Source organism: Falsiroseomonas sp. (assembly GCF_030695085.1).
In the GTDB taxonomy this organism is placed as follows: domain Bacteria; phylum Pseudomonadota; class Alphaproteobacteria; order Acetobacterales; family Acetobacteraceae; genus Falsiroseomonas.
Genome location: NZ_JAUYTS010000070.1, coordinates 59,812 through 85,793, shown reverse-complemented (window position 1 = coordinate 85,793; position 25,982 = coordinate 59,812). Strand labels below are relative to the sequence as shown.

The 25,982-nt window shown below is 70.7% G+C and carries 25 protein-coding genes and 3 tRNA genes; 16 read left to right on the top strand and 12 right to left on the bottom strand.

Going from position 1 to position 25,982, the window contains the following annotated elements; genetic code table 11:
• The 3 genes from tuf to Q8S40_RS08750 form a co-directional block, all read right to left on the bottom strand.
• Nucleotides 1-1,188 carry an elongation factor Tu gene (gene tuf, locus Q8S40_RS08760; protein ID WP_305670074.1) on the bottom strand — a complete coding sequence of 396 codons (1,188 nt, stop codon included), beginning with the start codon at nt 1,186-1,188 and terminating at the stop codon, nt 1-3.
• A gap of 85 nt (nt 1,189-1,273) precedes the next feature.
• A tRNA-Gly gene (locus Q8S40_RS08755) sits at nt 1,274-1,347 on the bottom strand.
• 70 nt (nt 1,348-1,417) lie between these two features.
• A tRNA-Tyr gene (locus tag Q8S40_RS08750) sits at nt 1,418-1,500 on the bottom strand.
• A gap of 874 nt (nt 1,501-2,374) precedes the next feature.
• Between Q8S40_RS08750 and rlmB the strand changes: the two genes are divergently transcribed.
• From rlmB to Q8S40_RS08725, 5 genes are all read left to right on the top strand, one after another.
• The gene (gene rlmB / locus Q8S40_RS08745) at nt 2,375-3,211 is read left to right on the top strand and encodes a 23S rRNA (guanosine(2251)-2'-O)-methyltransferase RlmB (protein ID WP_304813294.1); all 837 of its coding nucleotides are present in this window, start codon (nt 2,375-2,377) and stop codon (nt 3,209-3,211) included.
• On the top strand, nt 3,208-3,975 hold the full coding sequence (locus Q8S40_RS08740) for a 2-keto-4-pentenoate hydratase (protein ID WP_304813280.1): 768 nt from the start codon (nt 3,208-3,210) through the stop codon (nt 3,973-3,975). Before rlmB ends, Q8S40_RS08740 begins: the two co-directional genes overlap by 4 nt.
• A gap of 110 nt (nt 3,976-4,085) precedes the next feature.
• On the top strand, nt 4,086-4,313 hold the full coding sequence (locus Q8S40_RS08735; protein ID WP_168050579.1) for a hypothetical protein: 228 nt from the start codon (nt 4,086-4,088) through the stop codon (nt 4,311-4,313).
• A 79-nt stretch (nt 4,314-4,392) separates the two neighbouring features.
• Nucleotides 4,393-4,464: transfer RNA gene (locus Q8S40_RS08730), tRNA-Thr, on the top strand.
• A gap of 116 nt (nt 4,465-4,580) precedes the next feature.
• Nucleotides 4,581-4,823, top strand: coding sequence for a hypothetical protein (locus tag Q8S40_RS08725; protein WP_305670073.1), 243 nt, complete (start codon nt 4,581-4,583; stop codon nt 4,821-4,823).
• A gap of 5 nt (nt 4,824-4,828) precedes the next feature.
• Here Q8S40_RS08725 and mdoH read toward each other — a convergent pair whose 3' ends face one another.
• The 6 genes from mdoH to Q8S40_RS08695 form a co-directional block, all read right to left on the bottom strand.
• Nucleotides 4,829-7,012 carry a glucans biosynthesis glucosyltransferase MdoH gene (gene mdoH / locus Q8S40_RS08720; protein WP_305670072.1) on the bottom strand — a complete coding sequence of 728 codons (2,184 nt, stop codon included), beginning with the start codon at nt 7,010-7,012 and terminating at the stop codon, nt 4,829-4,831.
• Complete coding sequence (locus Q8S40_RS08715) at nt 7,000-8,520, bottom strand: glucan biosynthesis protein (protein WP_304813285.1); 1,521 nt, start codon at nt 8,518-8,520, stop codon at nt 7,000-7,002. Before Q8S40_RS08715 ends, mdoH begins: the two co-directional genes overlap by 13 nt.
• A 148-nt stretch (nt 8,521-8,668) precedes the next feature.
• Nucleotides 8,669-10,750 carry a sensor histidine kinase gene (locus Q8S40_RS08710; RefSeq protein WP_305670071.1) on the bottom strand — a complete coding sequence of 694 codons (2,082 nt, stop codon included), beginning with the start codon at nt 10,748-10,750 and terminating at the stop codon, nt 8,669-8,671.
• A gap of 200 nt (nt 10,751-10,950) precedes the next feature.
• Nucleotides 10,951-11,694: a hypothetical protein gene (locus Q8S40_RS08705; protein WP_304813287.1), complete on the bottom strand. Its 744-nt coding sequence runs from the start codon at nt 11,692-11,694 to the stop codon at nt 10,951-10,953.
• Nucleotides 11,695-11,833: 139 nt separating this feature from the next.
• Nucleotides 11,834-12,574 (bottom strand): hypothetical protein, encoded by a 741-nt coding sequence (locus tag Q8S40_RS08700; RefSeq protein ID WP_305670070.1) that lies wholly within the window; start codon nt 12,572-12,574, stop codon nt 11,834-11,836.
• Nucleotides 12,575-12,710: 136 nt separating this feature from the next.
• Entirely contained in the window at nt 12,711-13,229 is a 519-nt protein-coding gene (locus Q8S40_RS08695; RefSeq protein WP_304813291.1) for a CYTH domain-containing protein, read from the bottom strand.
• 63 nt (nt 13,230-13,292) lie between these two features.
• Here Q8S40_RS08695 and uvrB point away from each other — a divergent pair, with 63 nt between their 5' ends.
• The gene (gene uvrB, locus Q8S40_RS08690) at nt 13,293-15,509 is read left to right on the top strand and encodes an excinuclease ABC subunit UvrB (RefSeq protein ID WP_305670069.1); all 2,217 of its coding nucleotides are present in this window, start codon (nt 13,293-13,295) and stop codon (nt 15,507-15,509) included.
• 106 nt (nt 15,510-15,615) lie between these two features.
• Nucleotides 15,616-15,867, top strand: coding sequence for a hypothetical protein (locus Q8S40_RS08685; protein ID WP_304810468.1), 252 nt, complete (start codon nt 15,616-15,618; stop codon nt 15,865-15,867).
• A 113-nt stretch (nt 15,868-15,980) separates the two neighbouring features.
• On the opposite strand, the gene Q8S40_RS08680 is transcribed toward Q8S40_RS08685, so the two are convergent.
• Nucleotides 15,981-16,271 (bottom strand): hypothetical protein, encoded by a 291-nt coding sequence (locus tag Q8S40_RS08680; RefSeq protein ID WP_305670068.1) that lies wholly within the window; start codon nt 16,269-16,271, stop codon nt 15,981-15,983.
• A 347-nt stretch (nt 16,272-16,618) separates the two neighbouring features.
• Between Q8S40_RS08680 and Q8S40_RS08675 the strand changes: the two genes are divergently transcribed.
• From Q8S40_RS08675 to Q8S40_RS08635, 9 genes are all read left to right on the top strand, one after another.
• Nucleotides 16,619-17,419, top strand: coding sequence for an SDR family oxidoreductase (locus Q8S40_RS08675; protein ID WP_305670067.1), 801 nt, complete (start codon nt 16,619-16,621; stop codon nt 17,417-17,419).
• Complete coding sequence (folB, locus tag Q8S40_RS08670; protein ID WP_304810474.1) at nt 17,416-17,826, top strand: dihydroneopterin aldolase; 411 nt, start codon at nt 17,416-17,418, stop codon at nt 17,824-17,826. Before Q8S40_RS08675 ends, folB begins: the two co-directional genes overlap by 4 nt.
• A 447-nt stretch (nt 17,827-18,273) precedes the next feature.
• Nucleotides 18,274-20,211, top strand: coding sequence for an excinuclease ABC subunit UvrC (gene uvrC, locus Q8S40_RS08665; RefSeq protein ID WP_304810476.1), 1,938 nt, complete (start codon nt 18,274-18,276; stop codon nt 20,209-20,211).
• A gap of 25 nt (nt 20,212-20,236) precedes the next feature.
• Nucleotides 20,237-20,857: a CDP-diacylglycerol--glycerol-3-phosphate 3-phosphatidyltransferase gene (gene pgsA, locus Q8S40_RS08660; protein WP_304810478.1), complete on the top strand. Its 621-nt coding sequence runs from the start codon at nt 20,237-20,239 to the stop codon at nt 20,855-20,857.
• A gap of 56 nt (nt 20,858-20,913) precedes the next feature.
• Entirely contained in the window at nt 20,914-21,549 is a 636-nt protein-coding gene (locus tag Q8S40_RS08655) for a hypothetical protein (protein WP_304810479.1), read from the top strand.
• A 16-nt stretch (nt 21,550-21,565) separates the two neighbouring features.
• Nucleotides 21,566-21,817, top strand: coding sequence for a molybdopterin converting factor subunit 1 (gene moaD, locus Q8S40_RS08650; RefSeq protein ID WP_304810482.1), 252 nt, complete (start codon nt 21,566-21,568; stop codon nt 21,815-21,817).
• 1 nt (nt 21,818) lies between these two features.
• The gene (locus Q8S40_RS08645) at nt 21,819-22,280 is read left to right on the top strand and encodes a molybdenum cofactor biosynthesis protein MoaE (RefSeq protein WP_304810484.1); all 462 of its coding nucleotides are present in this window, start codon (nt 21,819-21,821) and stop codon (nt 22,278-22,280) included.
• Nucleotides 22,277-23,641 (top strand): hypothetical protein, encoded by a 1,365-nt coding sequence (locus Q8S40_RS08640; protein WP_305670065.1) that lies wholly within the window; start codon nt 22,277-22,279, stop codon nt 23,639-23,641. Before Q8S40_RS08645 ends, Q8S40_RS08640 begins: the two co-directional genes overlap by 4 nt.
• Nucleotides 23,642-23,649: 8 nt before the next feature.
• A complete protein-coding gene (locus Q8S40_RS08635) occupies nt 23,650-25,020 on the top strand; it encodes a hypothetical protein (protein ID WP_305670064.1) in 1,371 nt (456 codons plus the stop codon).
• On the opposite strand, the gene Q8S40_RS08630 is transcribed toward Q8S40_RS08635, so the two are convergent.
• On the bottom strand, nt 25,014-25,367 hold the full coding sequence (locus tag Q8S40_RS08630; protein WP_305670063.1) for a nuclear transport factor 2 family protein: 354 nt from the start codon (nt 25,365-25,367) through the stop codon (nt 25,014-25,016). The genes Q8S40_RS08635 and Q8S40_RS08630 overlap by 7 nt on opposite strands.
• Before the next feature lie 73 nt (nt 25,368-25,440).
• Entirely contained in the window at nt 25,441-25,965 is a 525-nt protein-coding gene (locus Q8S40_RS08625; protein WP_304810492.1) for a GNAT family N-acetyltransferase, read from the bottom strand.
• Between the last annotated feature and the right edge of the window lie 17 nt (nt 25,966-25,982).

The window sequence follows — 25,982 nt, the reverse complement described above, 5'->3', positions numbered from 1 at the left end:
TTACTTGACGATCTTGGCGACGACGCCGGCGCCGACGGTGCGGCCGCCTTCGCGGATCGCGAAGCGCAGGCCCTCATCCATCGCGATCGGCGCGATCAGTTCCACGTCCATCGTCACGTTGTCGCCCGGCATCACCATCTCGACACCTTCCGGCAGCTTCACGATGCCCGTCACGTCCGTGGTGCGGAAGTAGAACTGCGGCCGGTAGTTCGTGAAGAACGGCGTGTGACGGCCGCCTTCCTCCTTCGTCAGGATATACGCCTCGGCCGAGAAGCCGGTATGCGGCGTGATGCTGCCCGGCGCCGCCAGAACCTGGCCACGCTCCACATCCTCACGCTTCACACCGCGCAGCAGCGCGCCGATGTTGTCGCCCGCCTGCCCGCTATCCAGCAGCTTGCGGAACATCTCGACCCCGGTCACCACGGTCTTCACCGTGTTCTTCAGACCGATGATCTCGATTTCCTCGCCAACCTTCACCACGCCCCGCTCCACGCGGCCGGTCACCACCGTGCCGCGGCCCGAGATGGAGAACACGTCTTCCACCGGCATCAGGAACGGACGGTCCAGCGCGCGCACCGGCTGCGGAATGTAGGCGTCCACCGCCTCCATCAGCTTCAGCACCGCCTGCTCGCCGATCTCCGGGCGCTTGTCCTCCAGCGCCATCAGCGCTGAGCCGTGGATGATCGGAATGTCGTCGCCCGGGAACTGGTAGGAGGACAGCAGCTCGCGCACCTCCATCTCGACCAGCTCCAGCAGGTCGGGGTCCGCCATGTCGGTCTTGTTCAGGAACACCACCAGCGCCGGAACGCCAACCTGGCGCGCCAGCAGGATGTGCTCGCGCGTCTGCGGCATCGGGCCGTCGGCCGCGGACACCACCAGGATCGCGCCATCCATCTGCGCCGCGCCCGTGATCATGTTCTTCACGTAGTCGGCGTGGCCGGGGCAGTCCACATGCGCGTAGTGACGGTTCGCCGTCTCGTACTCGACATGCGCGGTCGAGATCGTGATGCCACGCGCCCGCTCCTCCGGCGCCTTGTCGATCTGGTCATACGCCGTGAACGTCGCGCCGCCCGTCTTCGCCAGGATCTTCGTGATCGCCGCCGTCAGCGACGTCTTGCCGTGGTCCACGTGCCCGATCGTGCCGATGTTGCAGTGCGGCTTGTTCCGCTCAAATTTCGCCTTGGCCATTGCTGTTCCCGCTATCCACCCGGGCAGCCCCGGGCTTCGTGAAATGTCCCGCGCCTGTTGGTGGTGCCGCCGGCCCGCGCGCGCGTGGAGCGGGTGACGGGAATCGAACCCGCATAGCCAGCTTGGAAGGCTGGAGCTCTACCATTGAGCTACACCCGCAGCGCGTGATGGAAATTAAGGCGCCACGTCACCCGATCGGCTGCCTGGTGGGCTGGGCGTGGCGAGGATATGGAGGGGGTTGGATTCGAACCAACGTAGGCGCAAGCCAGCGGATTTACAGTCCGCCCCCTTTAGCCACTCGGGCACCCCTCCGCAGCCCTGACCAGGCCTGCCGCGCCCCCGTCACCGAGAGCGCGGCGGGACTTGCCCGGTCGCGCGCCGCCTGTCAACGGCGGTGGCGGCCGGAGGGCCAGTTTCCTCGGCATGGTCGCCACGCTTGGACAGCGGGCGCGGCAGGGCGCAGAATGGCAGAATGTCCCGTCCCCCGTCTCGTCGACCCGCATCAGGCTCCGGCCGCCCGCCCTCCGGCAAATCTCCGCAGGGGGCGTCATCGGCCGGTGGCCGGCCGCCACGCCCGCCACGCGGCGATGCCCCACGCGATGCCGCCCCCCGCCCACCGCGCGATGCCGCCCCCCGCGCGCCGCGCGACGACGCACCACGCGAAGCCGCGCCCCGTACACCGCGGGATGCAGCGCCCCGCGCGCCGCGTGCCGAGCCCGCCCGGGCCCCTCGCGCACAGGCCGCCCGCCCGATGCGGGAGGAGCGATCCCGCGCGCCGCGTGAGGATAGCCCCCGCGCGCCCAGGGGCGACGCCCCCCGCCCGACGCGCGACCCGGGCGAGGACCGCCCGTTTCGCCCGCTCGGCGAGCGCCCCTCCCGCTCCGTCGGCGGACCGGCGCTGCGCGGCACGGCCGGCAAGCGCCCAGCCAGCGATGGGCCGCGCAGCTTCGGCGCCAAATCCGCCCGCAGCTTCGGGCCCAAGCCCTCCCGCGGCTTCGCCGGCAAGACGGATCGCGGCTTCGCCCGTACCCCCGATCGCGGCCCCCGTGCCCCCGCCCCCACGACGGACGAGGCGCCGGATGCCGCGCCGCGCGGCCGTGACCGGCGCGGCAGTGGCGAGGCCAAGGCTCCGCGCAGCGCCCCCGTCGCACCGCCGGCCAAGCTTCCCCGCCCCTCCCAGGCCGCCATCATCCGGGATGCCGCGCCGGGCGGCACGCTGTGGCTGTATGGCCTGCACGCCGTCGCCGCGGCGCTGGCCAACCCCCGCCGCCGCCTGAAGCGCCTGCTGCTGACGGTGGAGGCCGAGGCTGCGCTGGCCGAGCGCCTGCCGCGCCAGTCCTGGCGCATCCCCGCCGAACGCGTGGAACGCAACCGCTTCCAGACCTTCCTGCTGGAGGATTCCATCCACCAGGGTGCCGCCCTGCTGTCCGAACCGTTGCAGCCGCTGCCGCTGGAGGATTGCATCGCCACCCGCCCCGGCCCGGTGCTGGTGCTGGACCAGGTGACGGACCCGCGCAATGTCGGCGCCATCCTGCGCTCCGCCGCCGCCTTCGGCGCTGCCTGCGTGGTGATGCAGGACCGCCACGCCCCGCCCGAGACCGGCGCCCTGGCGCGGGCGGCCTCCGGCGCGCTGGAGCTGGTGCCGATCTCGCGGGAGGTGAACCTCTCCCGTGCCATCGTCGCCCTGCAGAAGGCCGGCTTCTGGGTGCTCGGCCTGGCTGGTGAGGGCAAGCGCAGCCTGGGCGAGGCCGTGCCGCGGGATCGCCGCTGCGTGCTGGTGCTGGGCGCCGAGGATGCGGGCCTGCGCCGCCTGCAGCGCGAGACCTGCGACGAGCTGGTGCGCCTGCCGATGGTGCCGGAGGTGGAAAGCCTGAACGTCGCCGCCGCCGCCGCCGTGGCGCTGTACGAGATTGCCCGCGGCGCGCTGCCCGATGACGAGGCGCCCGACCCGCAGGACGAACTGCCCGAGGAGGACGGCGAGGCGTTCGAGCCGGACCTCGAGGAGGAGGAAGACCCGGAATGACCAGCCCCGCCGCCACCGCCATCCTCGCCGCCCGCCGCACGCGGCAGAACCTGGTCCCGCTCGGCGCGCATGCGCCGGCCGATACCGCCGGCGGCTACGCGGTGCAGCGGGAGGTGGCGCAGGCGATGGGCGCGATTCCGCCCGCCGGCTTCAAGATCGGCGCCACGACCCGGCAGATGCAGGCCTATCTCGGCCTGACGGGTCCGGCCGCCGGTTTCGTGCCCGCCGCCGGGCTGCACGGCTCGCCCGCCACGGTGCGGCTGGCGGATTTCGTGGCGCCCGGGGTGGAATGCGAGGTCGGGCTGCGGCTCGGCGCCGACCTGCCGGCCGGCCCCTGCACCCGGGCCCAGGCCGAGGCCGTGGTGGCGGAAGTCTTCGCGGCCATCGAGATCGTCGAGAAGCGCTACGACGACCTGGCCGCCCTCGGCACGCCGACGCTGATCGCGGACCAGGTGTTCCATGCCGGCGGCGTGCTCGGCGCGCCGGCGGCGAATTGGCGTGCGCTGGATCTCGGCGCCACGCGCGGGCGGATGCATGTGGGCGGTGCGCTGCGCGGCGAAGGCGTCGGCGCCGATCTGCTGGGCCATCCGATGGAGGCGCTGGCCTGGCTCGCCGCGTCTCCGGCCGCCGCCGTGTTCGGCGGGCTGCGGGCGGGGCAGGTGGTGTTCCTCGGCTCCGTCACCCCGCCGATCTGGATCGAGGGCCCGTCCGAGGTGGTGGTGGAATTCGACACGCTGGGCCGGGTGGAACTGCGCTTCACCTGAACCGGCGTGGCGTTCACGGTCCGGCAATTTCGGTCTGCCATACCTATGGCCGCCGCAACCTATCCCTGCGGCCTTTCGCCAGGACGGCGCCCCCGAATGCTGGGACCGCCATGCGAATAGCCGATTGGAACACGCTGCCCGAGGATCTCCAGCTCGTCCTGTCACGCGAAGCCTTGCGCCGGGCGGCGGAGACGCTGGCGGAGCATGCGGAGCTGCTGGCGGAAGAAATGGAGCAGGGCACGCTCTCGGACCGCGGTGGTCCGGACGCGCTGCGCCTGTTCGCCGCCGTGGTGCGCGCGACCAATGACGACGCCTTCGGCCAGGTCGGGCACGCCTGACCCGCCGATGGACGGCCGTACCCTCGGCAGGGGTGACAGGGCGCGGCCGCCGCGCTACCTCGGCGTTGGCGGTCCATATGCCGGGTTAGCACAGCGGTAGTGCAGCGGTTTTGTAAACCGAAGGTCGGGGGTTCGATCCCCTCACCCGGCATTCCGCCGAAGCCACGCATGCAACGCAGCGCGCCCTTTAATTTGCATTTAATGCAAACGCTCTCGTTTCGAGAGAAGATCTGCACGCGGCTTTCGTTCAGCGAAGTCGTCTGAATCTTGGCTATTGCCCAACGGCGCAAATTCCATCACGATATGGCGAGAAATCATTGGGCGACCGATCGCATGATCTCGAAATCCGCTCCCCTCGCGCAGTTGCAGCACACAGACAAGCCGCGCGCCCTTGCGGCGACCCCGATGGCGGAGCGGTTGAGCCTGCGCAGTTGCATCCTGATCATCGCGGCCATCTCCGCGATGCTCTGGCTCGGCATCGTGTTCTTCGCGGGCAAGCTGTTCGGCTGAACCCGTCAGCCGGCCATCGCGGCAGGCCGCGGTAGCCCGGCCTCGGCCGGTTTGGCCGCCTCGGCCAGTTGCAGAAGCCGCGCCACGCCACCGGCATCGCCCAGCAGGGCGGCCTTCTCCGTCCGGGTCAGGGCGGCCAGCGCACCGCCCAGATCCTGCGCCTCCTCCAGCTTCGCCCGCCCCATCACCAGCGCCGGGTCCAGCGGGTCCAACCGGGGGCGGCGCGGCGGCGGCAGCATCGCGGCATGGGCCGCCCGCAGCGCCAGATCAGCCACGAGACGCTGCACCGCCTCCGTCGGCCGTGCCTGCTCCATCAGCCGGCGGCGGATGGTGTTGGCGCGGTTCAGCACGGCGGGCGGCGCCGATTCCTCGGGAATCGCCAGCAGGCCGATCTGCCGCAGCAGCGTTGCCCGGCGTGCCGTCAGCGCCGCCAGCGGCACCGCCAGCGCCAGGCCCAGCGTCACCGGCAGCATCCACAATGCCAGGAAGGGCGAGACCAGCCAGGACGCGGCACCGAACAGCAGGCCGAACAGCGTGTGCCGCCAATACAGCCGGACCACCGCGCGCCAGCCCAGCGTGCCGTCGTCACGCTGCTGCGGCTGCCAGCCCGAATCGCGCCCAGTCAGGATGGAGGCGACATCCACGCTTTGCGTCAGCATCGTCACCGGCGCCAGCAACCCGGCCACCAGCGTCTCCACCAGCATGCTCAGGAAGGACCGGATGGCGCCGCCGATGCCGCGCCGTTCCTCCGGGTTGAGCAGCATCAGGAACCAGGCCAGCAGCTTTGGCACCAGCAGCAGCGCCATGGTGCCGATGAACAGCCACATGGCGCGCACCGGGTCCACCACCGGCCATTCCGGGAACAGGGAGGGGCCGGAGGGGAAGTAGTTCGGCCGGATGAAGCGCACCTCCAGCGCGCCGAACACGCCCACCACCAGGAACATCAGCCACAGCGGCGCCGTGATGTAGCTGCCGATGCCGGTGAACAGATGCAGCCGGCTGATCGGGTGCAGCCCGCGCGCCGCCAGCACCGCGGCGTGCTGCAGGTTGCCCTGGCACCAGCGCCGGTCGCGCACCGCGAGATCGGTCAGCGAAGGCGGGCTTTCCTCGTAGCTGCCGCGCAGCGCGGGCACCATGTGCACGGCCCAGCCGGCGCGGCGCAGCAGGGCGGCCTCGACGAAATCGTGGCTCAGAATATGGCCGCCAAACGGCCTCGGGCCGCGCAGGGTGGGCAGACCCGCGTGCTCGGCGAAGGCGCGGGTGCGGATGATGGCATTGTGGCCCCAGTAATTGCCCTCCGCGCCATGCCACCAGGCGATGCCGGCCGCGATCATCGGGCCATAGACCCGTCCGGCGAATTGCTGCATCCGGGCGAAGAAGGAATTGCCGTTGACGATCACCGGCAGGGTCTGGATCAGCCCCACATCCGGGTGCGCCTCCATCGCCGCGGCCAGGCGGACCAGGGCATCGCCCTCCATCACGCTGTCGGCGTCCAGAACCAGCATCTGCGGATAGGCCCCGCCGAAGCGCTGCACCCATTCCGCGATATTGCCGGCCTTGCGTTCCAGGTTCTTCGGGCGGCGGCGGTAGAAGATATGCGCGTGGTCGCCGGTGCGTTCACGCAGCGCCAGGAAGGCGGCTTCCTCCGCCACCCAGGCATCGGGGTCCGTCGTGTCGCTCAGGATGAAGATATCGAAATGCTGGCCGCGGCCGGTCGCTGCCAGGCTTTCATGAATGGCCTGGAGGCCGGCCATCACCCGCTCGGTCGGCTCATTATAGACGGGCATCAGCAGGGCCGTGCGGTCGCGAAGTTCCGGTATCGGGGCTGATGGGTCGATGCCGAGCCGCCGCCCGCCGCCCGCCAGCAGGCTGCCGAAGCCGGCAAGCGCGCTGAGGAAGGACAGCGCGATCCAGCCGAACAGCGCGACGAACAATCCGAGCAGGACGAGCTGGATGGCGGTGGGCCGGCTGATATCCAGCACCTGCGCCATTTCCCACGCCCCGAAGGCGGTCAGGGCCACCGCCCCGCCGAGCACGAGGAACCGCCGCAACGCCATCCACCGCGGCGCGGAAGGCCGCGCGGTGGGGCCGGGCGCCGGGGCCTGGCGCAACGACTGCACCGGCATCTGCATCGGCGCCGGTGCCGGCAGGTGGCGCCAGTCGGCAGCGAGGAGGGTTACGCCGTCCATCGATAGAGCCAGGTTTCGGTCAGCGGCTGGTCGCCCAGTTTCAGCACGGCGCGCAGTTCCACCAGCCGCGCCGCGCCTGGCACCAGCTCGAAATGCACGCGCCAGCCACCATTCTGCGGGTTGCGCTGCACCACCACGTTGCGGACTTCGCCGGCGCTGTGCGTCAGATCGAGCGCCGGGCTGGCATCGGGCGGCACCTCACCGGCCCGGCCGCCGGCGACATCCAGCACGAAAAGCCGCCCCGCCCGGCCCGCGCCGCCGACGCGGGTCTCGGTGAACTGCGCCAGCGCCGGATTGCCCGGAAACACCGGCATCCAGTGCAGGCGATAGACGAAATTATACTCCTGGCCCGGCCGCATCGGCTGATCCGGCCGCCAGAAGGCGACAATGTTGTCATGCACCTCGCTGTCGGTCGGGATCTCGATGAGCTGCACCTGGCCGGGGCCCCAATCGGCGATCGGTTCCACCCACAGCGACGGGCGCCGCTCATAGACCGCCTCCAGGTCGTTGTAGGAGGTATAGTCGCGCTTCCGCTGCATCAGGCCGAAGCCGCGCGGATTGACCTCCCGGAACTGGCTGATCTGCAGGTCACGCGGGTTGTGCAGCGGCCGCCAGATCTGCTCGCCGCGCGAGGTGGCGATCATCAGCCCATCGGAATCATGCACCGAATTGCGGTAGTCATCGGCGCCGACCCGGTCATTCGGCGCAAAGAAATACATGCTGGTCAGCGGCGCGATGCCGGCCGCAACCAGCGCCACCCGCGGATAGACCACCGCCTGCACGTCGAAGACGGTGTTGTCGCCCGGGCGGATGGTGAAGCGGAACGCGGCACTGGCGCTCGGGCTGTCGAGCAGCGCGTGGACCACCACGGAATTGGCGCCGGCATGCGGGCGTTCCAGCCAGAAGGCGCGGAACAGCGGAAACTCCTCGCCGGCTGGATCGGCGGTCTTGATGGCCAGGCCGCGCGCCGAGAGCCCGTAGACCTGGCCGCGCCCGACCGCCCGGAAATAGGACGCACCCAGGAACACCGCGAGTTCGTCGAACACCCCCTGGGTGTTGAGCGGGTGGTGGATACGGAATCCGGCATGGCCGAAATCGGCACCCGGCGCCGGCCGGTCGCCCAGGGTGAAGGCCGCCGGATCATAGGGGATGGGCCGGGCGCGGCTGTCCACCACCTCGTGCAGATCGACCTTCTGGGCGTACAGGAAGCCGCGGTGAAACAGCTGGACGTTGAAGTCGGAGTTGTCGCCGCGCCACAGCGCCGCCTGCGGGTTGAAGCGCAGCGTGCGGTAGTCGTCATAGCTGAGATCGGTCAGGCCGCGCGGCAGGGTGCTGGTCGGCGGGCGAAAATCCGCGCGCGCCAGCTCGCGCGCCAGATCGCGCACGGTGCTGTCGCTGAACGGCGTGCCAGCGGCTGCCGCGGCGGGCTGCGCCTCCACCTGCTCGGCGGTTGAACGCAGGAACAGGGCGGAGGAAGCGATGGCGGCAAGGGCAGTTCGGCGGTGCAAGGCGGGCCCCCAATTGGCAGGTTGACGCCAGCCGGGCGGGACTTCCCGACCATGCACGGCAGAGACGTAACGAGCCCGAGCCTTGCCGGTTGCATCGCCTCCGGTCCTCGCGATGCCGCACCGCAATATTTTGCGGGCGGGCGCGGCGTCAGGCCGGCTGTGCCTGCCTGTGCGGGGCCTCGGCCGGCTCCTGGGGCTGGGGGAATTCCAGAAGCCAGGTGATGCCGGCCGGGTCGCTGCGCAATTCAGCCTGGCCGCGCAGGTCATGCGTAACGCAGCGTTCGATCAGCCGCGCGCCGAAACCGCGACGGGTGGCGTCGGCAATCGGCCGGGCGGCGTTCTCGGACCAGCGCAGATGCACCCACGGTGCCTCGGAGCCACCCGGGCGCCGGGGGGCCCCGGGCGGGGCCGGTCCCAGGGTCCAGGTCACCGCGATCTCCCCGCCCGCATCCGGGCGCAGCGCACCGTGCTTGGCCGCGTTGGTCGCCATCTCATGCAGCACCATGGCCAGCGACAGTGTCTGCTTGGCAGGCAGCGGCACATCCGGCCCGCCCGCCAGCACCGCGGCGCCGAAGGGGGCCAGCGTGTCCCGCACCAGCGCCGCCAGTCGCACCTGGCCATCCTCGGCGGCGAACAGCGCATCCTGGGCCTTGGCCAGCAACGACAGGCGGGGGTTGAAGCTGGCGCGGAATTCCTCGAGGGAGGCGCTCTGCGCCAGGGTCTGCGCCACCATGGACTGCACCACGGCCAGGGCGTTCTTCACCCGGTGGCGGAGTTCCGCCGTCAGCAATTCGCGCTGGCGTTCCGCATGGCGCCGCTCACCGACATCAAGGAAAGCCGCCACCGCCAGCTTCACGCCGCCGGCGGCGCGCACCGGCGCGGCGCTGACGGACAGCACCGTCTCCCTGCCATCCGCGCGGCGCAGCGGCAGTTCCAGGCCATCCGTCGTCGTGCCGAACTGGATGGCGGCGCGCAGCGGCCCGGCGAGCGGTTCGGGCAGCGGGGCTGGTGCATCGTCGCGGCCTGTTCCGTCGCGCGGCCCGGGGCCTTCGAGCAGCGCCCAGGCGCGGGCGTTGCGGAACACCTCCCGCCCCGAGGCCATCTCGGCCAGCACGACGGCGACCGGCATCTCCCCCAGCACGTCGCGCAGCCGCGCCTCACCCTCCCGCAATTCCCGCTCATGCGTCGCCACGGCATCGGCCATGGCGTTGAAGCCGGCGGCGAGGCGGCCGATCTCGCCGCGGTCGTCGCTGGGGCTGCGGGCGGCATGATCGCCCGCGGTCCAGCGCCGCATGGTGTCCAGAAGCTGGTCGACCGGCCGGCTCAGATAGATGCGGCCGAACAGCCAGGCGGCGGCCAGGGCCGAGAACAGCCCGGCCAGCACCATCAGCACGGCGCGCTGCGTCGCCTCGTTCACCTGCTGCAGCGCCGGCCCGGTCGGGAAGCCGGCGCTGACATAAAGCCCCGGCGCACCGGCGCCGACCGGCACATAGCCAAGGATCTGCGGCCTGCCGTCCTGGCCTGCAACCTCCACCACGCCGGGCTCGGCGGCCTGCACCAGCGCACGGATGGAGGCGGGAATCGCGGTGCCGATGAAATCCTGCGGCTGCGGCATGCGGGCGATGATCAGGCCCTGGCGATCCGCCACCGTCACGGTGGCCTCGGGCGGCATGGCGCCGGCGGCAACCAGATTGTCCGAGAGCCAGACCGTATCGATGCTGGTGATGGCGACCCCGGCGAAGCGGCCCTCGGACATGATGGGCAGGGCGAGCGGCAGGATGCGCCGCACACCGCCGCCGGGCCGGGGCACCTCGATCACCGCGCCGATCTCGAAGGCCCCACTTTCCCGTGCCCGCTGGAAATACGGGCGGCTGGCGATGGTGCCGGGGCCGGCGGCGCCGGCGGAACTGCACAGGATGCGCCCTTCCGCATCGCTGACGCCGATCGAGGCGTAGCGCGGCAAGCGGGCACTCAGCGCCGCGAGGCCCTCGCCGCAGCCGGGGTAGGTGCCGCCGCGCAGATGCGCCTCGCCCACCGCCGCCAGCATGTTGCGGGCGCCTTCCAGCACGCGGTTCAACTCGGAGGCCGATTGCAGCGCGAAACGCTGCGCCTCGGCGCGAACTTCGGCGATGCGTCCCTGGCGGGAAGCAACTTCGTGCCAGGCCTGGATGGCCAAGGATGGCAGGACGGCGGCCGCACACAGCACGGCGATGCGTGTCGATAAGCGCATCCGGGTCGATTTTTCCCTATACGCAACGCGCTTTTGAACAGGTCAGGGAACTACCTGCGTCAAACACAAGTCGCAAGCGAAACCGAGGGCTGGCCTGGCATGCCAGCCGAATCGTCAGCGCCCGACGATCCGCAGACGCAAAAAAGGGCGCCCGATGACGGGCGCCCCCTTTCCGCAAGGCTTGATTGGCGCCAGTGGCGTCAGGCGACGTCGCCGGGCCGGCGCAGGGTCGGGTCGTTGGCCAGCCGCATGTCGTCATGCGGGGTGCCGATCGGCCGGGCGCCCGCGTAATCCGGGTTGCGGGTCGGGTCCTTGGCCGGGTCCCAGCCATCGGTACGCCATTCCGCCTGGCGCGACTCCATGTCCACCGGGCCATGCTGCTCCAGGATGCGCTCGGCCTCGGCCGCGCGGCCTTCCTCGGTGCGCACGGCGACCAGGTGGCCACCGCGGCGCAGGCCCTCGGAGTAGGTGCCTGCGTCCTTTTCATCGACCCCGGCCGTGGTCAGGCTGCCGATCAGCCCGCCCGCGGCGGCGCCGACGCCAGCACCCGTGAGCGTGGCCACGAGCCAGCCGGCGGCGACCAGTGGCCCCACGCCGGGGATCGCGAGGGCACCGATGCCGGCCAGCAGGCCGGCGCCGCCGCCCACCACGGTGCCGAGCGAGGCGCCGGTCGCGGCACCGGTCTCCGTCGCATCCGTGGTCGTGCCGGTGGTCGTGGTGCGCGGGGTGGTGGCGGCACCTGGGCTCGCCGCAACGCCGGGCATGCCGGTGCCGGCGCCGCTGCGCAGCGAATCCGCGCCCACGCGGTCCCGCGCCGCGCCTTCGTTGGCGCTGCCCATATAGGTGATGTCGTCATGCGCGAAGCCGGCGGCCTCCAGGCTCCGCACCGCGGCATGGGCGGTGGTGGAGCTGTCGAAAAGCCGGGCAATGGTTCGGGTTGCCATGGATCAGATTCCTCTCATGCGATGTCTTGCGTTGGCCCGCCATGCCACGGCACGGCGGGCCAGCTCTGGCGTTCGGGTCGCGCGGCGTGCCGGCTCCGGGGCGCGGGGGCGCCCCGGCGGGTGGCGGCGCGCGGCAGGATCAGTCCGTGGCGACGATGTTGCCCTGGTAGTCGAGCGCGACGCCGGTCGGCTGGCCGTTGCGGATGGCGCGACCGCGCCAGATGCCCTGTTCGTCCAGGCGCAGCGCCTGCACGTCGGCATAGCCGTTATCCTCGATGCGGGACCGCGCCTGACCTTCGGTGAAGGAATTCGCCCCGCTCAGCGGCGCCGCATCGCTGCGTGCGTCGCCCCGCGGCGTGGTCCGGGGAGTCGTCGTCCCGGCACCCTGGGCGGGCGCCATCGGAGTGGTGGTGCCGGTGGCGGGCGCACCCGTCATCGGGGCGCCGCCGGGCTGCGTGCCCGCCGTGCCTGCCGGCTGCCGGGAGCCGGGCAGCGGCCCGCTGGCGCCAGGGTTCGTGCCGCCGGGGTTGGTCTGGGCGGCACGCCCGCCCTGCGGCGAGGCCGGATCGGCCGGCGCGATGCGCGGCTCGTTGCCGGTTTGCGCCGTGCCACCCGGCTGGGCGCCACCCGTCGCGCCACCGCCCATGCCGGGCGCCTGGCCGGCACGGCTGCCCGGCGGCATCGGGGTCGGGTTCACATTCTGCGCCGGCGCACCGGCGGCCTGGCCGCCGCTGCGCTGGCCCTGCTCGGTCACCGGCTGGCCGGCCGGACCCAGATTCGGGGTGGTGGCGCTGGGCGAGGTGCTCTGCGCGAAGGCGCCGCCCGACAGGCCGAGAACAGCCGCCACCGCGCCTGCGAGTGCCATGTGCCGTGTTGTCATGGAAGATCCTCCGAATTCTGCTGTTCAGGCTCTGACCGGGTGTCGAACACCCGCACCATCCCAGAACGCCCGCAAACCCGGATTGTTCGTCTCGCCGCCGGTATGGCTGCGCACAGCGGCGCGAGGATGCCGCGCTTCAGCCCCCGCCGGGCGGCGCGAAACCCCAGCCAGGCTGCGGCTTGGCGATGGCCAGGGCGGCGTTGGTGTAGCGCGGATCATCCGTCACTTCGGCACCGAGCCAGTCGGGCAGGCCGGGCTGTACGGCCACATCGGGCAGCTCGACCTCCGCCAGCATCAGCCCGGCGAAATGGGCCGGCGCCTCGAACACATCCACGGTCCAGACGTGCCCCTCATGCGGCACCTCGTAGCGGGTCTTGACCAGCGGCGGCGCGGCACACAACGCCAGCAGTCCCTCCGCATCCTCGGGCGGGATCGGGTATTCGAATTCCGGCCGGACCTGTCCGGAACTGCCGGCCAGCGCCGGGCCCTTGATGGTCAGGAAGGCGTGCGCCCCGGCCAGCCGGACCCTTACATGCGCCGCGTGCGGGCCGGGGGCGGAGAGGTAGCCCTGGCGCATCGGCACCCCCTGCCCCCGCACCGCCTGGCGCCAGCCCTGACCGGCCACCAGGAACTTCCGCTCGATCTCGATGCCCATGCATGTCCTCCGTGACGGGGGAGGCTACCGCAGAGGGGCCGGAGCGCCCACATTCGCGGCGCCATGAACATCCTCACCCCCGTCGAGTTCTTCCCGCAGAAGCGCCCGGTGCCGCCCGGCGGGCCACCGCTGCGCGTCGTCTCCCCCTATGAGCCGAATGGCGACCAGCCGACGGCGATCGCGACCCTGCTGGACGGGCTGGCGCGGGGGGAGCGGGACCAGGTGCTGCTCGGCGTCACCGGCTCCGGCAAGACCTTCACCATGGCCAAGGTGATCGAGGCGGTGCAGCGGCCGACCTTGGTGCTGGCGCCGAACAAGACACTGGCGGCGCAGTTGTACGGGGAGATGAAGTCCTTCTTCCCCGACAATGCGGTGGAGTATTTCGTCAGCTACTACGACTACTACCAGCCGGAAGCCTATGTGCCCCGGACCGACACCTATATAGAAAAAGACGCGCAGATCAACGAGCAGATCGACCGCATGCGGCATTCCGCCACGCAGTCGCTGCTCGAAAGGTCGGACGTCATCATCGTGGCGTCAGTGTCCTGCATCTACGGTATCGGCTCGGTCGAGACCTATTCCCGCATGGTGGTGAAGCTGGAGCGCGGCGGCAGGATCGAGCGCGACGTGCTGATCAAGGGCCTGGTCGAGCAGCAATACCGCCGCAACGACAGCGCCTTCCAGCGCGGCACCTTCCGCATCCGCGGCGAGACGGTGGATATCTGGCCATCCCAGCTGGAGGACCGCGCCTGGCGGGTCAGCCTGTTCGGCGACGAGATCGACGGGCTGAAGGAATTCGACCCGCTGACCGGGGAGATCACCGCCGATCTCGACCGCGTGGCGATCTACGCCAACAGCCACTACGTGACGCCGCGCCCGACCATGCAGCAGGCGATTCTCAGCATCAAGGCGGAGCTGAAGGAACGGCTGGCGGAGCTGCACGCCGCCGGCCGGCTGCTGGAAGCCCAGCGCCTGGACCAGCGCACCACCTTCGATATCGAGATGCTGGAGACCACCGGAGTCTGCAAAGGCATCGAGAACTATTCGCGGTACCTGACCGGCCGCAAGCCGGGCGAGCCGCCGCCCACCTTGTTCGAATACCTGCCGGAAAACGCGCTGCTGGTGGTGGATGAAAGCCATGTGACGGTGCCGCAGATCGGCGGCATGTATCGGGGCGACTTTGCGCGGAAATCGGTGCTGGACGAATTCGGCTTCCGCCTGCCGTCCTGCAAGGACAACCGGCCGCTGAAGTTCGAGGAGTGGGATGCCTATCGCCCCACCACCGTCTTCGTCAGCGCCACCCCGGGTCCGTGGGAGATGGAGCGCACCGGCGGCGTCTTCGCCGAACAGGTGATCCGCCCGACCGGCCTGGTGGACCCGGTGACGGAAATCCGCCCGGTCGAGGGCCAGGTGGACGACCTGCTGGCCGAATGCCGCAAGGTGGCATCCGAAGGCGGCCGCATCCTGGTCACGACGCTGACAAAACGGATGGCGGAGGATCTGTCCGAATACATGACGGAAACCGGTATCCGCTGCCGCTACCTGCATTCGGACGTGGACACGCTGGAGCGCATCGAGATCATCCGCGACCTGCGCCGCGGCGTCTTCGACGTGCTGATCGGCATCAACCTGCTGCGCGAGGGGCTGGATATTCCCGAATGCGCGCTGGTGGCGATCCTGGATGCGGATAAGGAAGGCTTCCTGCGCTCCACCACCGCGCTGATCCAGACCATCGGTCGCGCCGCGCGCAACGTGGATGGCCGCGTCGTGCTGTATGCGGATGTGATGACGGAAAGCCTGAAGAAGGCTCTGGGTGAGACGGCGCGGCGCCGGCAGAAGCAGACGGAGTGGAACGAGGCGCACGGCATCACGCCGACCTCCATCCGCCGCGACATCTCGGACGTGCTGCAATCCGTCTATGAGCAGGATTACGTGACGGTCGAGGCGGTGGAGGGCGATGGCACGGCGAACTTCGTCGGCAAGGATATCGGCGCCAGCATCGCGGAGTTGGAAAAGCGCATGCGCGCCGCCGCGGCCGATCTGGAATTCGAGGAAGCCGGGCGGCTGCGCGACGAGATCAAGCGGCTGGAGGCGCTGGAACTCGGCCTGCAACCCAATATGGCCGGCCGTTCCCTGCAGGACACCGCGCCCCGCGGTGGTGCCAATGGCTCCGGCAAGGGCCGCGCGAAGCAGGATTGGAAGCCGAAGCCGATGGGTCCGGGTGGCGGCGGCTACGACCCCAACAAGGCCAAGGGCGGGCGCGGCAGGCGGCGCGGTTGATCACGGCGACGTGACATCTTGTGGCAGGGTCAAGGCAGGCGCCGCCGCATGGCCGCCCCAGGCCTCGGGCCTATTCGTCCCCGCAACCAATCGGGGAATCCGTTCCATGCAGTTTCCGGCAACCAAGCTCCTGTCTCGCCTGGCCATTGCCAGCGCCCTGATCATCCCGCTCGCGGCCTGCGAGGGCATGTCGCGTGGGCAGCAGCGCGCCCTGTCCGGCGGCGCCATCGGCGCGGCGGGCGGTGCCGCGGTTGGTGCGCTGACGGGCGGGTCCGCCGTGACGGGCGCATTGATCGGCGGGGCCGGCGGTGCGGCGGTGGGTGCGCTGACCACCGGCAGCGGCGGCCGCCGCCGCTAGAGTGTGATCATCTGAGGCGGAATCGCCGAAAGACGTGAATCACACGATAAAACAATAGGCTAGAGTCTGTCAGGCGCTTCTATCTGTGCCTGACAGACTTTAGGCCAGGACCCTCAATCCGGGCGGCGGGCCCGGCGGCGCACCAGCTTCGCCAGGCCCGCCGCATCGAAGGCGTCCCGCGTCGTGTCGATGATGAAGGGCAGCCGCCGGCCCGGACGCCGCAGGGTCACGGCAAAGGACACGGCGCCGCGGGCGCTGTAGCGACGTTCCGGCGCCGTCGCCCGGTGCAGGGCGGCCCAGCGCAGCAGATGGCGGCGCCGGCCGCGGAAGCCCAGCGTTTCCACCAGCAGCCCGCCCGGCAGGGCACGGATTTCCGTGACATACAGGCGGCGATACAGCTCCATCGCCAGCGCGAACAGGGCCAGGATCGGGGCCGGATCGCCAGCGCCCGCGCATCGCCTGCCGGCCAGATCCAGGGCAGCGCCGCGGCAGCCAGCGCGAAGGCCAGGGCCGCCGCCCACAGCCCATATTGCAGCGCCCGCACCCGTCCCTGCCGCGTGTTGCGGTAGAGGCTGCCTTCCGGCGTCACCACCGTCACCGCTGCCAACCGCCTCTGCGCCAGCCCTCCGGCCGTTGCCGCATGGTGCTTCCTCCGCGTCTGTCACCCAGGAGAAACCCTGCGCCGGGCGCGGGTCAACCGGCGTTTGCGGCATTGGCCTTGATGCCGGGGGCGGGCTATCTGCCCGGACGCATGACCCCCTCCCTTCCCCCGACACTCCCCCTGGCAGAATCCCTGCCGCGCGCCGCCTTTGTCACCGGTGGCGGCAAGCGCCTGGGCCAGGCGATGGCGCTGGCGCTCGCCGGGGCAGGCTTCGACGTGGCGATTCATTACGGCACCAGCGCGCCGGAGGCGGCCGAGACGGTCGCCCGCATCAAGGCGCTCGGCCGCCGCGCCGTGGCGCTGCAGGCCGATTTGGCGAAGGAGGCGGAGGTGGCGCCGCTGATCGGCCAGGCGACGGCCGCGCTCGGCCCGATCGGCGTGCTGGTGAACAACGCCTCCACCTTCGAGCGTGACGAATGGCATGACGCCAGCCGGGAAAGCTGGGATGCGCATATGGAGGCCAATCTGCGCGCGCCCTTCGTGCTGGCCCAGGCGATGGCGCGCGGCCTGGCCGCACCGGCGCAGGGCGTCATCGTCAATCTGCTGGACCAGCGGGTGTGGTCGCTGACGCCGCATTTCATGTCCTACACCGTCTCCAAGGCGGCGCTGTGGACGCTGACCCAGACGCTGGCCCTGGCGCTGGCGCCGCGCATCCGGGTGAACGCGATCGGCCCGGGGCCGGCCCTGCCCTCCCCCCGCCAGTCCCAGGAGCAGTTCGACCGGCAATGCGCCTCCGTGCCGCTGCGGCACGGGACTGGGCCGGAGGAGGTGGCGCGCGCCCTGCTCGCCATCCTGTCCCTGCCGGCGATGACCGGTCAGATGATCGCGCTCGATGGCGGGCAGCATCTGCAATGGGCGCCGACGGCCGGCGCCGCGGAGATCGCCGAATGATCCAGGCGCCGGACATCTATGCCCCGGATGCCGTGCGCGGCACCCGCGTGGTGTTCCTGCGCGGGCTGGAACTGATGGCCCGCCTCGGCATCTACGCGCATGAGAAGGCCGGGCCGCAGCGCATCATCCTGAGCGTCGAACTGCTGGTGGAGGATGATGCCGCGCCGGCGGCGATCGGGCCGGATGATTTCCGCCGGGTCGTGGACTATGAGCGCCTGGTGCTGACCGCCCGCGCCACGGTGGCGGAGGGCCATGTGCTGCTGGTGGAAACCCTGGCCGAGAAAGTGGCACTGGCGGCGCTGGCCGACCCGCGGGTGGAACGCGCCCGGGTGACGGTGGAAAAGCCGGATGCCTTTCCGGATGTCATGACCGTCGGTGTCGTGGTCGAGCGTGTGCGGGCGGGGTGAAGGACGGGCCGTGGCCCATCGCTTGGGTGACTGAATTGGTATACCAAACCTGCCTGCGGGGCCGCGATGGGAATGTCGTGGGCGCCGAGGAGAGCGCCCGGCCGATGGCGCCGGCGGGCCGTCGGGACCCAAAGCATACGTCTTCGGAAGGGGTTGCGGGCCGACTTTTCCACCGCACCGCGAAGCGGCCGCGCAGGTTTTTCGTGTCAACATGGAAGTTGCACTTGACCGCTTGATTTCCGGGTGGTCCATCCGAATTTCGAGCCAGATCAACTAGTTAACAAAACCGCCCAAAAATCGGGCAATGATGTGTGACTGGCGGATGACGGCCATTTCCAGGCCGTCCGCGCCGTTTGGTCCACAGAGTTTTCCACAGCTTCGGTGGAAAAGCCCGAGGCAGCCGACCGAGGCACCAGCATTGCATTTCACGCATGGCAGCACGCGCCGATGACCGAGCCTGAAACCCCGGCGGCAGCCCCGCAAATGACCGGCCTCGCCATCATCGAGCGCGCGCTGGAGACGCTGCCGCTCGCGCCCGGCGTCTACCGCATGCTCGATGCCAAGGGGGATGCGCTGTATGTCGGCAAGGCGCGCAGCCTCAAGAAGCGGGTGCATGCCTACACCCAGGTCGCCCGCCTGCCGGAACGCCTGCGCCGGATGGTCTTCGAAACCCGCAGCCTGGAGGTGGTGACCACCGGCAGCGAGGCCGAGGCGCTGCTGCTCGAGGCCAACCTCATCAAGAAGTTGCGGCCGCGTTTCAACATCGTGCTGCGGGACGACAAATCCTATCCCTGGCTGGTGCTGACGGAGGATCACCCCTGGCCGCAGATCGCCAAGCATCGCGGGGAACGCCGCAAGGGCGCCAGCTATTGGGGACCCTTCGCCAGCGCCTGGGCGGTGAACCAGACCCTGACGGCGTTGCAGAAGGTGTTCCTGCTGCGAACCTGCCGTGACACGGTGTTCGACAGCCGCACCCGCCCCTGCCTGCTGCACCAGATCAAGCGCTGCTCCGCGCCCTGCGTCGAGCGTATCTCGAAGGAGGATTACGCGGCGCTGGTGCGGGAGGCGAAGGATTTCCTGGGCGGCGGCATCCCCTCGCTGCAGCGCAAGCTGGCGGCGGAGATGGAAGAAGCGGCAGAACGCCTGGAATTCGAGCGTGCCGCCAGCCTGCGCGACCGCATCCGCGGCCTGACCCATGTGCAGGGCAGCGACCGCATCAACCTCGATGGCGTGAACGACGCCGATGTGGTGGCGCTGCACCAGATGGCCGGGCAGTCCTGCGTGCAGGTCTTCTTCTTCCGGGGCGGCCGCAACAACGGCAACCGGCCGTTCTTCCTGTCCCATGCCAAGGCGGAACAGAGCGCGGAGGAGGTGCTCGGCGCCTTCCTGGCCCAGCTCTATGACGACCTGCCGCCGCCGCCCCTGGTGCTGGTCAGCCACGACCCGCAGGACGCGCCCCTGCTGGCCGAGGCGCTGAGCCTGCGCGCCGGCCGCAAGGTGGAAATCCACCGCCCGCAGCGCGGCGAGAAACGTGCCGCCATGGATCACGCCGCCACCAATGCGCGGGAGGCGATCGAGCGCCGCATGGCCGAAGGCGCCGCCCAGGCGGACCTGCTGGCCGGAGTCGCCCGCATCTTCGACCTGCCCGCACCGCCGGAGCGCGTCGAGGTCTATGACAACAGCCACATCATGGGCACCAACGCCTATGGCGTGATGGTCGCCGCCGGCCCCTCTGGCTTCCTGAAATCCGCCTATCGCAAATACGGCATCAAGGGCCCGGCGCCGGCCATCCCCACCCTGGTGCCCACCCCGGCGCCGCGGGGCGGTGACGATTTCGCGATGATGCGGGAGGTGTTCGAGCGCCGCTTCGGCCGCGCCCTGAAGGAAGACCCGGGCCGGGAGGGCGAAACCTGGCCCGACCTTGTGCTGATCGATGGCGGCGCCGGCCAGCTTTCCGCCGCACGCGAAATCCTGGCCGAGCTCGGCGTGGACGATATTCCCCTGGTCGCGATGTCGAAGGGCCCGGATCGCGATGCCGGGCGGGAGTGGTTTCACCAGTCCGGCCGCGACCCGATCCAGCTGCCGCCGCGCGACCCGGTGCTGTACTACCTGCAGCGGCTGCGGGACGAGGCGCATCGCTTCGCCATCTCCACCCACCGCACCGGCCGGTCCAAGGCGCTTGTGCGGTCGGAGCTGGATGATGTGCCGGGCGTTGGCGCGGCCTTGAAGCGCAAGCTGCTGAACCATTTCGGCTCCGCCCGCGGCGTGCGCAACGCGGCGCTGGCGGATCTGGAGAATGCGCCCGGAATCGGCCCGGCGGTGGCGCGGCGCATCCATGGCCATTTCCACCCGGGCGCCGGGCCGGGTAGAGTGTCGGAAGGCTGAGCGAAGATGACCGCCGGATGAATCAGTGCCGACCGACCTCCCCAATCTTCTGACGCTGTCGCGCATCGCGGCGATCCCGGTGCTTGTGCTGTTCGCCACGCTGCGTGAGCCGTGGACGGACCTGGTGGCTTGCGCCGTCTTCTCGGCCGCGGCCATCACCGATTACTTCGATGGCAAGCTGGCGCGGTCCCGCCAGCAGATCAGCGATTTCGGGCGGATGCTGGACCCGATCGCGGACAAGCTGCTGGTCGCCGCCGCGCTGATGCTGCTGGCCGGCAACGGCCAGCTCAGCACCTTCGGCCTGTTCCCGGCCATCATCATCCTGCTGCGGGAGATTCTGGTCTCCGGCCTGCGCGAATATCTGGCGGGGCTGAAGATCGGCCTGCCGGTGACCAGCCTGGCGAAATGGAAGACCGGCTTCCAGATGGGCGCGCTCGGCGCACTGCTGGCCGGTGACAGCGGCGCGGCGGTGATCTGGCTGTCCTGGCTGCCGGTTTCGCTGATCGGCGAGGTGATGCTGCTGGTGGCCGCGGTGCTGACTTTGGTAACCGGATGGGATTATCTCCAGGCCGGGCTGCGCCATGCCGGCCGGGCCCCGGCGCCGCCAGGACCGCCGCCGCCCGTGCCGACCTCGCTTCACTCTTGAGGCATTTCCTCGCGCGGCGCATCTTCCGCCCGAACCTCGTGATCACGGGAGCCGACATGGCCGCCGAACCCACCTGCCCTTCCCTGAACCGCGGCCTGCGCGGGGCGCCGCTGGCAGCGCTGCTGCTGCTGGCCGGCTGCTCCACCAGCGAGATGGGCGGTGCCGTCTCCTCCACCATGGACCGCCTCTGGTCGCCCTTCATGGGTCCGACCCATGTCGTGGCCTCCGACAGCCTGACGGTCCAGCGCGTGCGCGGCGCCAACCCGACGGTGGAGCCGCTGGTGCCCGAGGTCGGCGATGTCTGGCCGGTGCAGGAGGCAGAGCGGACCACCATGATGGGCGGGCCGGATGAGGCGATGCGGAATATTCCCGCCTATCGTCCCTCATTGATCCAGGGCGCCCCGTCCGCCGCCTCCCCGGTGCCGACTCCGGGTGACCGGCCAACCCGGCGCGGGTCCTCCTCCCCACCGGGCAGCCTTGGCGCGCCGGCGGATTTCGCCCGTTTCCCGACCACGCCGGCCCCGGCCGGCGCCACCAGCCCGCCCACAAGCCGCACCGTCACCGGCACCAGCACCAGCCGCGTGCCGGGCCCGACCGGCCCGCAGGGCGGTGGCGCGGTGATCCGCGATGGCAATGTCGAGACCTGGATCGGCCCCGATGGCCGCACCAGCACGCGCGTGGTGCCGAACTGACGGAGGCAACCGCCCCTTGAAGATCCTGTATTTCGCCTGGGTGCGGCAGAAGGTCGGGCTGGCGGAGGAGGATGTCACGCCGCCGGCCTCGGTCACGGATGTCGCCGGGCTGGTCGGCTGGCTCGCCGGCCGCAGCCCTGGCCATGCGGCGGCCTTCGCCGATCCGCGCCAGGTGCGCGCCGCGGTGAACCAGGATTTCGCGACGCCCGCACAGGCGGTGGCGCCGGGCGACGAGGTCGCCTTCTTCCCGCCCGTGACCGGTGGCTGAGATGCCCGGCCCCACCATCCGGGTGCAGGAAGCGGCCTTCGACCTCGGTGCCGAATCGGCGGCGCTGACCGCCGGGCGCGACGATATCGGCGGGCTCGCGAGCTTCGTCGGCCTGTGCCGCGCCGATGACGGGCTGGCGGCGCTGGTGCTGGAGCATTACCCGGGCATGACCGAGCGCGCCCTGCAAAAGATCGCGGACGAAGCCTGGGCGCGCTGGCCGCTGACCGGCTGCACCGTGATCCACCGCGTCGGGCGCCTGGTGCCCGGCGAGCCGATCGTGCTGGTGCTCACCGCCTCCGCCCACCGCGCCGCGGCACTGGAATCCTGCGCCTTCCTGATCGACTGGCTGAAGACCTCCGCCCCCTTCTGGAAACGGGAGGAGTTTGCCGGCGGCGACAGCCGCTGGGTCGAGGCCAAGGCGACGGATGATGCCGCCGCCGCGCGCTGGGCGAAACCGGCTTGATCCTGCGCCTGGCGGCGATTCTGGCAGGCGGGTTGTTGCTGGTCTGGCCGGCCTTCCTGAACGGCTACCCGCTGCTGTTCAGCGACACCGGCGCCTTCCTGCACCAGACGGCGCCGCCCCCTGGGGGCCCACTGGTGATCTGGGACAAGCCGCATGTTTACGGGCCGTTGATGCACCTGTTCCACTGGCGGATCAGCCTGTGGGGGCCGCTGCTGGCACAGGGTTTATGTGTGTCCCATCTGCTGTGGCTGGCGCAGCGGGCGCTGCGGGGCGAGGCCTCGCCTGGCTGGCAGCTGGCCACCTGCCTCGGCACGGCGGCGCTGACCACCGCACCCTTCACCATCGCGCTGCTGATGCCGGATGTCTTCGCGCCGATCGTGCTGCTGGCGCTGCTTCTGCTGGGCTTTGCCCGGGACGCGCTGACGCGCGCCGAGGCGTTTTGGCTCGGGCTGCTGGCCGCGATCGGCATCGCCACCCACCTGTCCCATGTGCCGCTGGCCCTGGCGTTGGTGGTGTTCGTGGCGCTGGTGGCGCGCCGCGTCTGGCCGGCGCTACGGGCCGCGGCGCCGCTGGTGGCGGCCATCCTGCTGCTGCTCGGCACCAATTACTGGGGCCATGGCCGCGCGGCGCTGTCGCCGCATGGCGCCACCTTCGCGCTGGCCCGCCTGCAAGCCGATGGCCCGGCCGCCGCCGTCATCCGCGACCGCTGCCCCGAATCCGGTTGGTATCTCTGCGCCTTCGCCGACCGCCTGCCGATGGACAGCGATGCCTTCCTCTGGGAGACGGACAGCCCGGTGAACCGCGCGCCGGATGGCACGCCCCGCTTCCTTGGCGGCGCGCTGCTCTCAGCCGAGGCGAGCCTCATCGTGTCGGAGACGCTGCGGACCCACACGCTGGAGGTCGCCCGCACCACCGCGCTGAACGCGCTGCGCCAGATGGTGCTGGCCACGGTTGGTGACACGCTGGTGAAGACCCACCTGGAAGCCGCCGTCCGGCCGCGCATCGCGGAGGGTTTTCCGGCCCGCGAACTGGCCGCCTATGACGCCGCCCTGCAACCGCGCGGCCTGCTGCCCGAGGCGGCGGCGCCCTTCCTGATCGGCCATGTCCCGGTGCTGCTGGCGGGCGCGGTGCTCGCGCTGTTCGCCTGGTGGCGCAGCCTGGGGGACCGGCAACGCATCGGCCTGGTGGTAGGCGTGCTGGTGGGCGTTTCCGCCAATGCGCTGGCCACCGGCGGCCTGTCCAAGCCGCATCTGCGCTACGAGGCGCGCATCCTGTGGCTGATGCCGGTCATCGCCGGGCTGGCACTGCTGCCCCGATCACGTCCCGCGGAGACGGCCGAAGGTCGCGCGGCCTTCAGGTGACCGCTTCCGTGCCGGAGACGAAACTGCCGGCGATGCCGCATGGCCCGATTCCCCGCTTCGTCGCGCTGCTGGCCGTATTGGCCGGGGCGCCTTTCCTGGTCTGGCCAGCCTGGCTGAATGGCTATCCGCTGGTCTTCATCGATACCGTCTCCTACCTGCTGCACACCACGGTGCCGGAGGTTCCCTGGGACAAGACCCAGGCCTATGGCCCCTTCCTGCACCTGTTCCACTGGGAGCGATCGCTCTGGGCGCCGCTGCTGGCGCAGGGGCTGATCGCCTCGCACCTGGTCTGGCTGTTGCAGGGCGCGGTGCGGGGCCGGCCTGGTTTGGGGTGGCATCTGCTGATCTGTGCCGGGCTGGGGCTGCTGACCTCGGCGCCCTGGTTCCTGGCGACGCTGATGCCGGATGCGCTGACCGGGCTGCTGCCGATCTGCCTTTATCTGCTGGCTTTTGGGCGGCTGACGCTGGGGCAGAGCCTGTGGGTGGGTAGCCTGGCGGTGCTGTCGCTGGCCGCGCATCTCTCGCATCTGCCGGTGGCGCTCGCGCTTCTGGTGCTGACCCTGGTGCTGACCTGGAGGCCGGGGCCGGTGCTGCGGGCGGGGCTGCCCGTGGTGCTGGCGGTGCTGCTGCTGTGCACGGCCAATGCCATCGCCTTCGGGCGCTTCACGCCCTCGCCGCACGGGTCCTCCTTCCTGCTGGCGCGGCTGCAGGCGGATGGGCCGGCGGCGGCGCTGCTGCGGGACCGCTGCCCGGATGCCGGCTGGCACCTGTGTGCCTTCACCGACCGGCTGCCGATCGACAGCGACGAGTTCCTCTGGGACGAGAGCAGCCCCCTGAACCGGGAGGCCGATGGCAGCCTGCGCCGCATGGGCGCGATGCGCGGTGCCGAGGAAGCCCGCGCCATCATCGGCGAGACCCTTGCCGCCTATCCCGGCCAGGTCGCCGCCGCGGCGCTGCGCAACGGGCTGGCGCAGCTCGGCAAGATGCAGGTGGGCGATACGCTGGTGCCGGACCATCTGGCGGCCTCCGCCCGCCGCGCCATCGAGGGCCATTTCCCGGCCGAGGAGCTGGCGCAGTTCGATGCCGCGGCGCAGATGCGCGGCGACCTGCCTGCGCTGGCCGCGCCCTGGCTGCTGCCGCATCTGCCGGTTCTGCTGGCCAGCCTGGCGGGCGCGCTGTGGCTCGGCTGGCGGGCGGTGCGGGCGCGGGATTGGGCGAGGCTGGCGCTGCTGGCCTTCGCGCTTGGCGCGCTGGCGGCCAATGCGGCAGCGGCCGGCGCCCTCTCCAAGCCGCATGACCGCTACCAGGCGCGCATCGTCTGGTTGCTGCCCTTGGCGGTGGGGCTGGCCGCCCTGCCGCGCGCGCGCCCGCTTCAGTAGAAGAAGCGCTCCTCCACCACCTTGCCGTCGCGCACGGTGTAGAGGCCGATCTCCGCCATCTTCATCCGCTGTCCGCTTTCCTTCGCCGTCACATCCATCTCGAATCGCAGCGCGAACTGGTCGCCATGCACGAAGGGGCCCTCGGTGGTGGCGGAGTGGATTTCGTGGTTGGCGTACCACCACTCGCCCTTCCCCTTCAGCGCCGCCCGGCCGCGCAGCTCGGACATCGGGCCGTCCATGGCCTCCAGGCTCACCACATCCTCCGCCCAATAGCGGTCGCCGGCTTCCTCATGCTTGTCGGCCTTGCACAGCGCGGCAAAGGCTTCCGCAACATCCTTGGCGGTCATCTGCGTATTCCCTTTTTGTTCCCTTCGCGCAGGCTAATTCCACCGGCCGCCGCCAGCCAATGACATTTTCGTTTCAACTGGCGCAGGCGCCGATCAGTCGCGTGATGTCGGCCCAGTTGATGCTGCGTTCCGGCATCGGGTGGCCCAGCCTTTCCCGCGTCACCACCGGGCCGAGCACGCCGCCAAACCGCTTGGCCAGCCGGGGCAGATCCGCCATCCCGGCGGGCACCGCCAGCGTCGCGGCGCGCGCGCCCTCATTCCGCAGGCGCTGTGCCATCAGGCCGAGCAGCGACCGGCCGATGCCGCGGCCGCGCATTTTCTCGCGCACCTCCAGATGGTCGATCTGCGCCATGGTCCCTTGCAGGCTGGCGCTGATGAAACCCTCAAGCTGATGCCCGGTGAGGGCAACGACCACCTGGCCCGGACGCTTGCGGCCGCGCAGCAGCGCCTGCCAATGCGTCACCATCGCCTCCTCCAGCGGGTCCTCGATGAAATCCGCGTCGAAGACGCCGGCGTGGGAGACGCGCCAGAGATCGGCATGGAGCTGGCTAATCCGCGCCACATCGCCAACCCGCGCCGTGCGAAGTTCCAGCGGCATCAGGCGGCCTGCTGCCG

What these genes read in the sequence shown, in the direction of transcription:
- tuf (WP_305670074.1), bottom strand. Translation starts at nt 1,188, where the DNA reads ATGGCCAAGGCGAAATTTGAGCGGAACAAGCCGCACTGCAACATCGGC.
- Q8S40_RS08740 (WP_304813280.1), top strand. Translation starts at nt 3,208, where the DNA reads ATGACCAGCCCCGCCGCCACCGCCATCCTCGCCGCCCGCCGCACGCGG.
- Q8S40_RS08735 (WP_168050579.1), top strand. Translation starts at nt 4,086, where the DNA reads ATGCGAATAGCCGATTGGAACACGCTGCCCGAGGATCTCCAGCTCGTC.
- mdoH (WP_305670072.1), bottom strand. Translation starts at nt 7,012, where the DNA reads ATGGACGGCGTAACCCTCCTCGCTGCCGACTGGCGCCACCTGCCGGCA.
- Q8S40_RS08710 (WP_305670071.1), bottom strand. Translation starts at nt 10,750, where the DNA reads ATGCGCTTATCGACACGCATCGCCGTGCTGTGTGCGGCCGCCGTCCTG.
- Q8S40_RS08705 (WP_304813287.1), bottom strand. Translation starts at nt 11,694, where the DNA reads ATGGCAACCCGAACCATTGCCCGGCTTTTCGACAGCTCCACCACCGCC.
- Q8S40_RS08700 (WP_305670070.1), bottom strand. Translation starts at nt 12,574, where the DNA reads ATGACAACACGGCACATGGCACTCGCAGGCGCGGTGGCGGCTGTTCTC.
- Q8S40_RS08695 (WP_304813291.1), bottom strand. Translation starts at nt 13,229, where the DNA reads ATGGGCATCGAGATCGAGCGGAAGTTCCTGGTGGCCGGTCAGGGCTGG.
- uvrB (WP_305670069.1), top strand. Translation starts at nt 13,293, where the DNA reads ATGAACATCCTCACCCCCGTCGAGTTCTTCCCGCAGAAGCGCCCGGTG.
- Q8S40_RS08685 (WP_304810468.1), top strand. Translation starts at nt 15,616, where the DNA reads ATGCAGTTTCCGGCAACCAAGCTCCTGTCTCGCCTGGCCATTGCCAGC.
- Q8S40_RS08680 (WP_305670068.1), bottom strand. Translation starts at nt 16,271, where the DNA reads ATGGAGCTGTATCGCCGCCTGTATGTCACGGAAATCCGTGCCCTGCCG.
- Q8S40_RS08675 (WP_305670067.1), top strand. Translation starts at nt 16,619, where the DNA reads ATGACCCCCTCCCTTCCCCCGACACTCCCCCTGGCAGAATCCCTGCCG.
- folB (WP_304810474.1), top strand. Translation starts at nt 17,416, where the DNA reads ATGATCCAGGCGCCGGACATCTATGCCCCGGATGCCGTGCGCGGCACC.
- uvrC (WP_304810476.1), top strand. Translation starts at nt 18,274, where the DNA reads ATGACCGAGCCTGAAACCCCGGCGGCAGCCCCGCAAATGACCGGCCTC.
- Q8S40_RS08655 (WP_304810479.1), top strand. Translation starts at nt 20,914, where the DNA reads ATGGCCGCCGAACCCACCTGCCCTTCCCTGAACCGCGGCCTGCGCGGG.
- Q8S40_RS08645 (WP_304810484.1), top strand. Translation starts at nt 21,819, where the DNA reads ATGCCCGGCCCCACCATCCGGGTGCAGGAAGCGGCCTTCGACCTCGGT.
- Q8S40_RS08630 (WP_305670063.1), bottom strand. Translation starts at nt 25,367, where the DNA reads ATGACCGCCAAGGATGTTGCGGAAGCCTTTGCCGCGCTGTGCAAGGCC.
- Q8S40_RS08625 (WP_304810492.1), bottom strand. Translation starts at nt 25,965, where the DNA reads ATGCCGCTGGAACTTCGCACGGCGCGGGTTGGCGATGTGGCGCGGATT.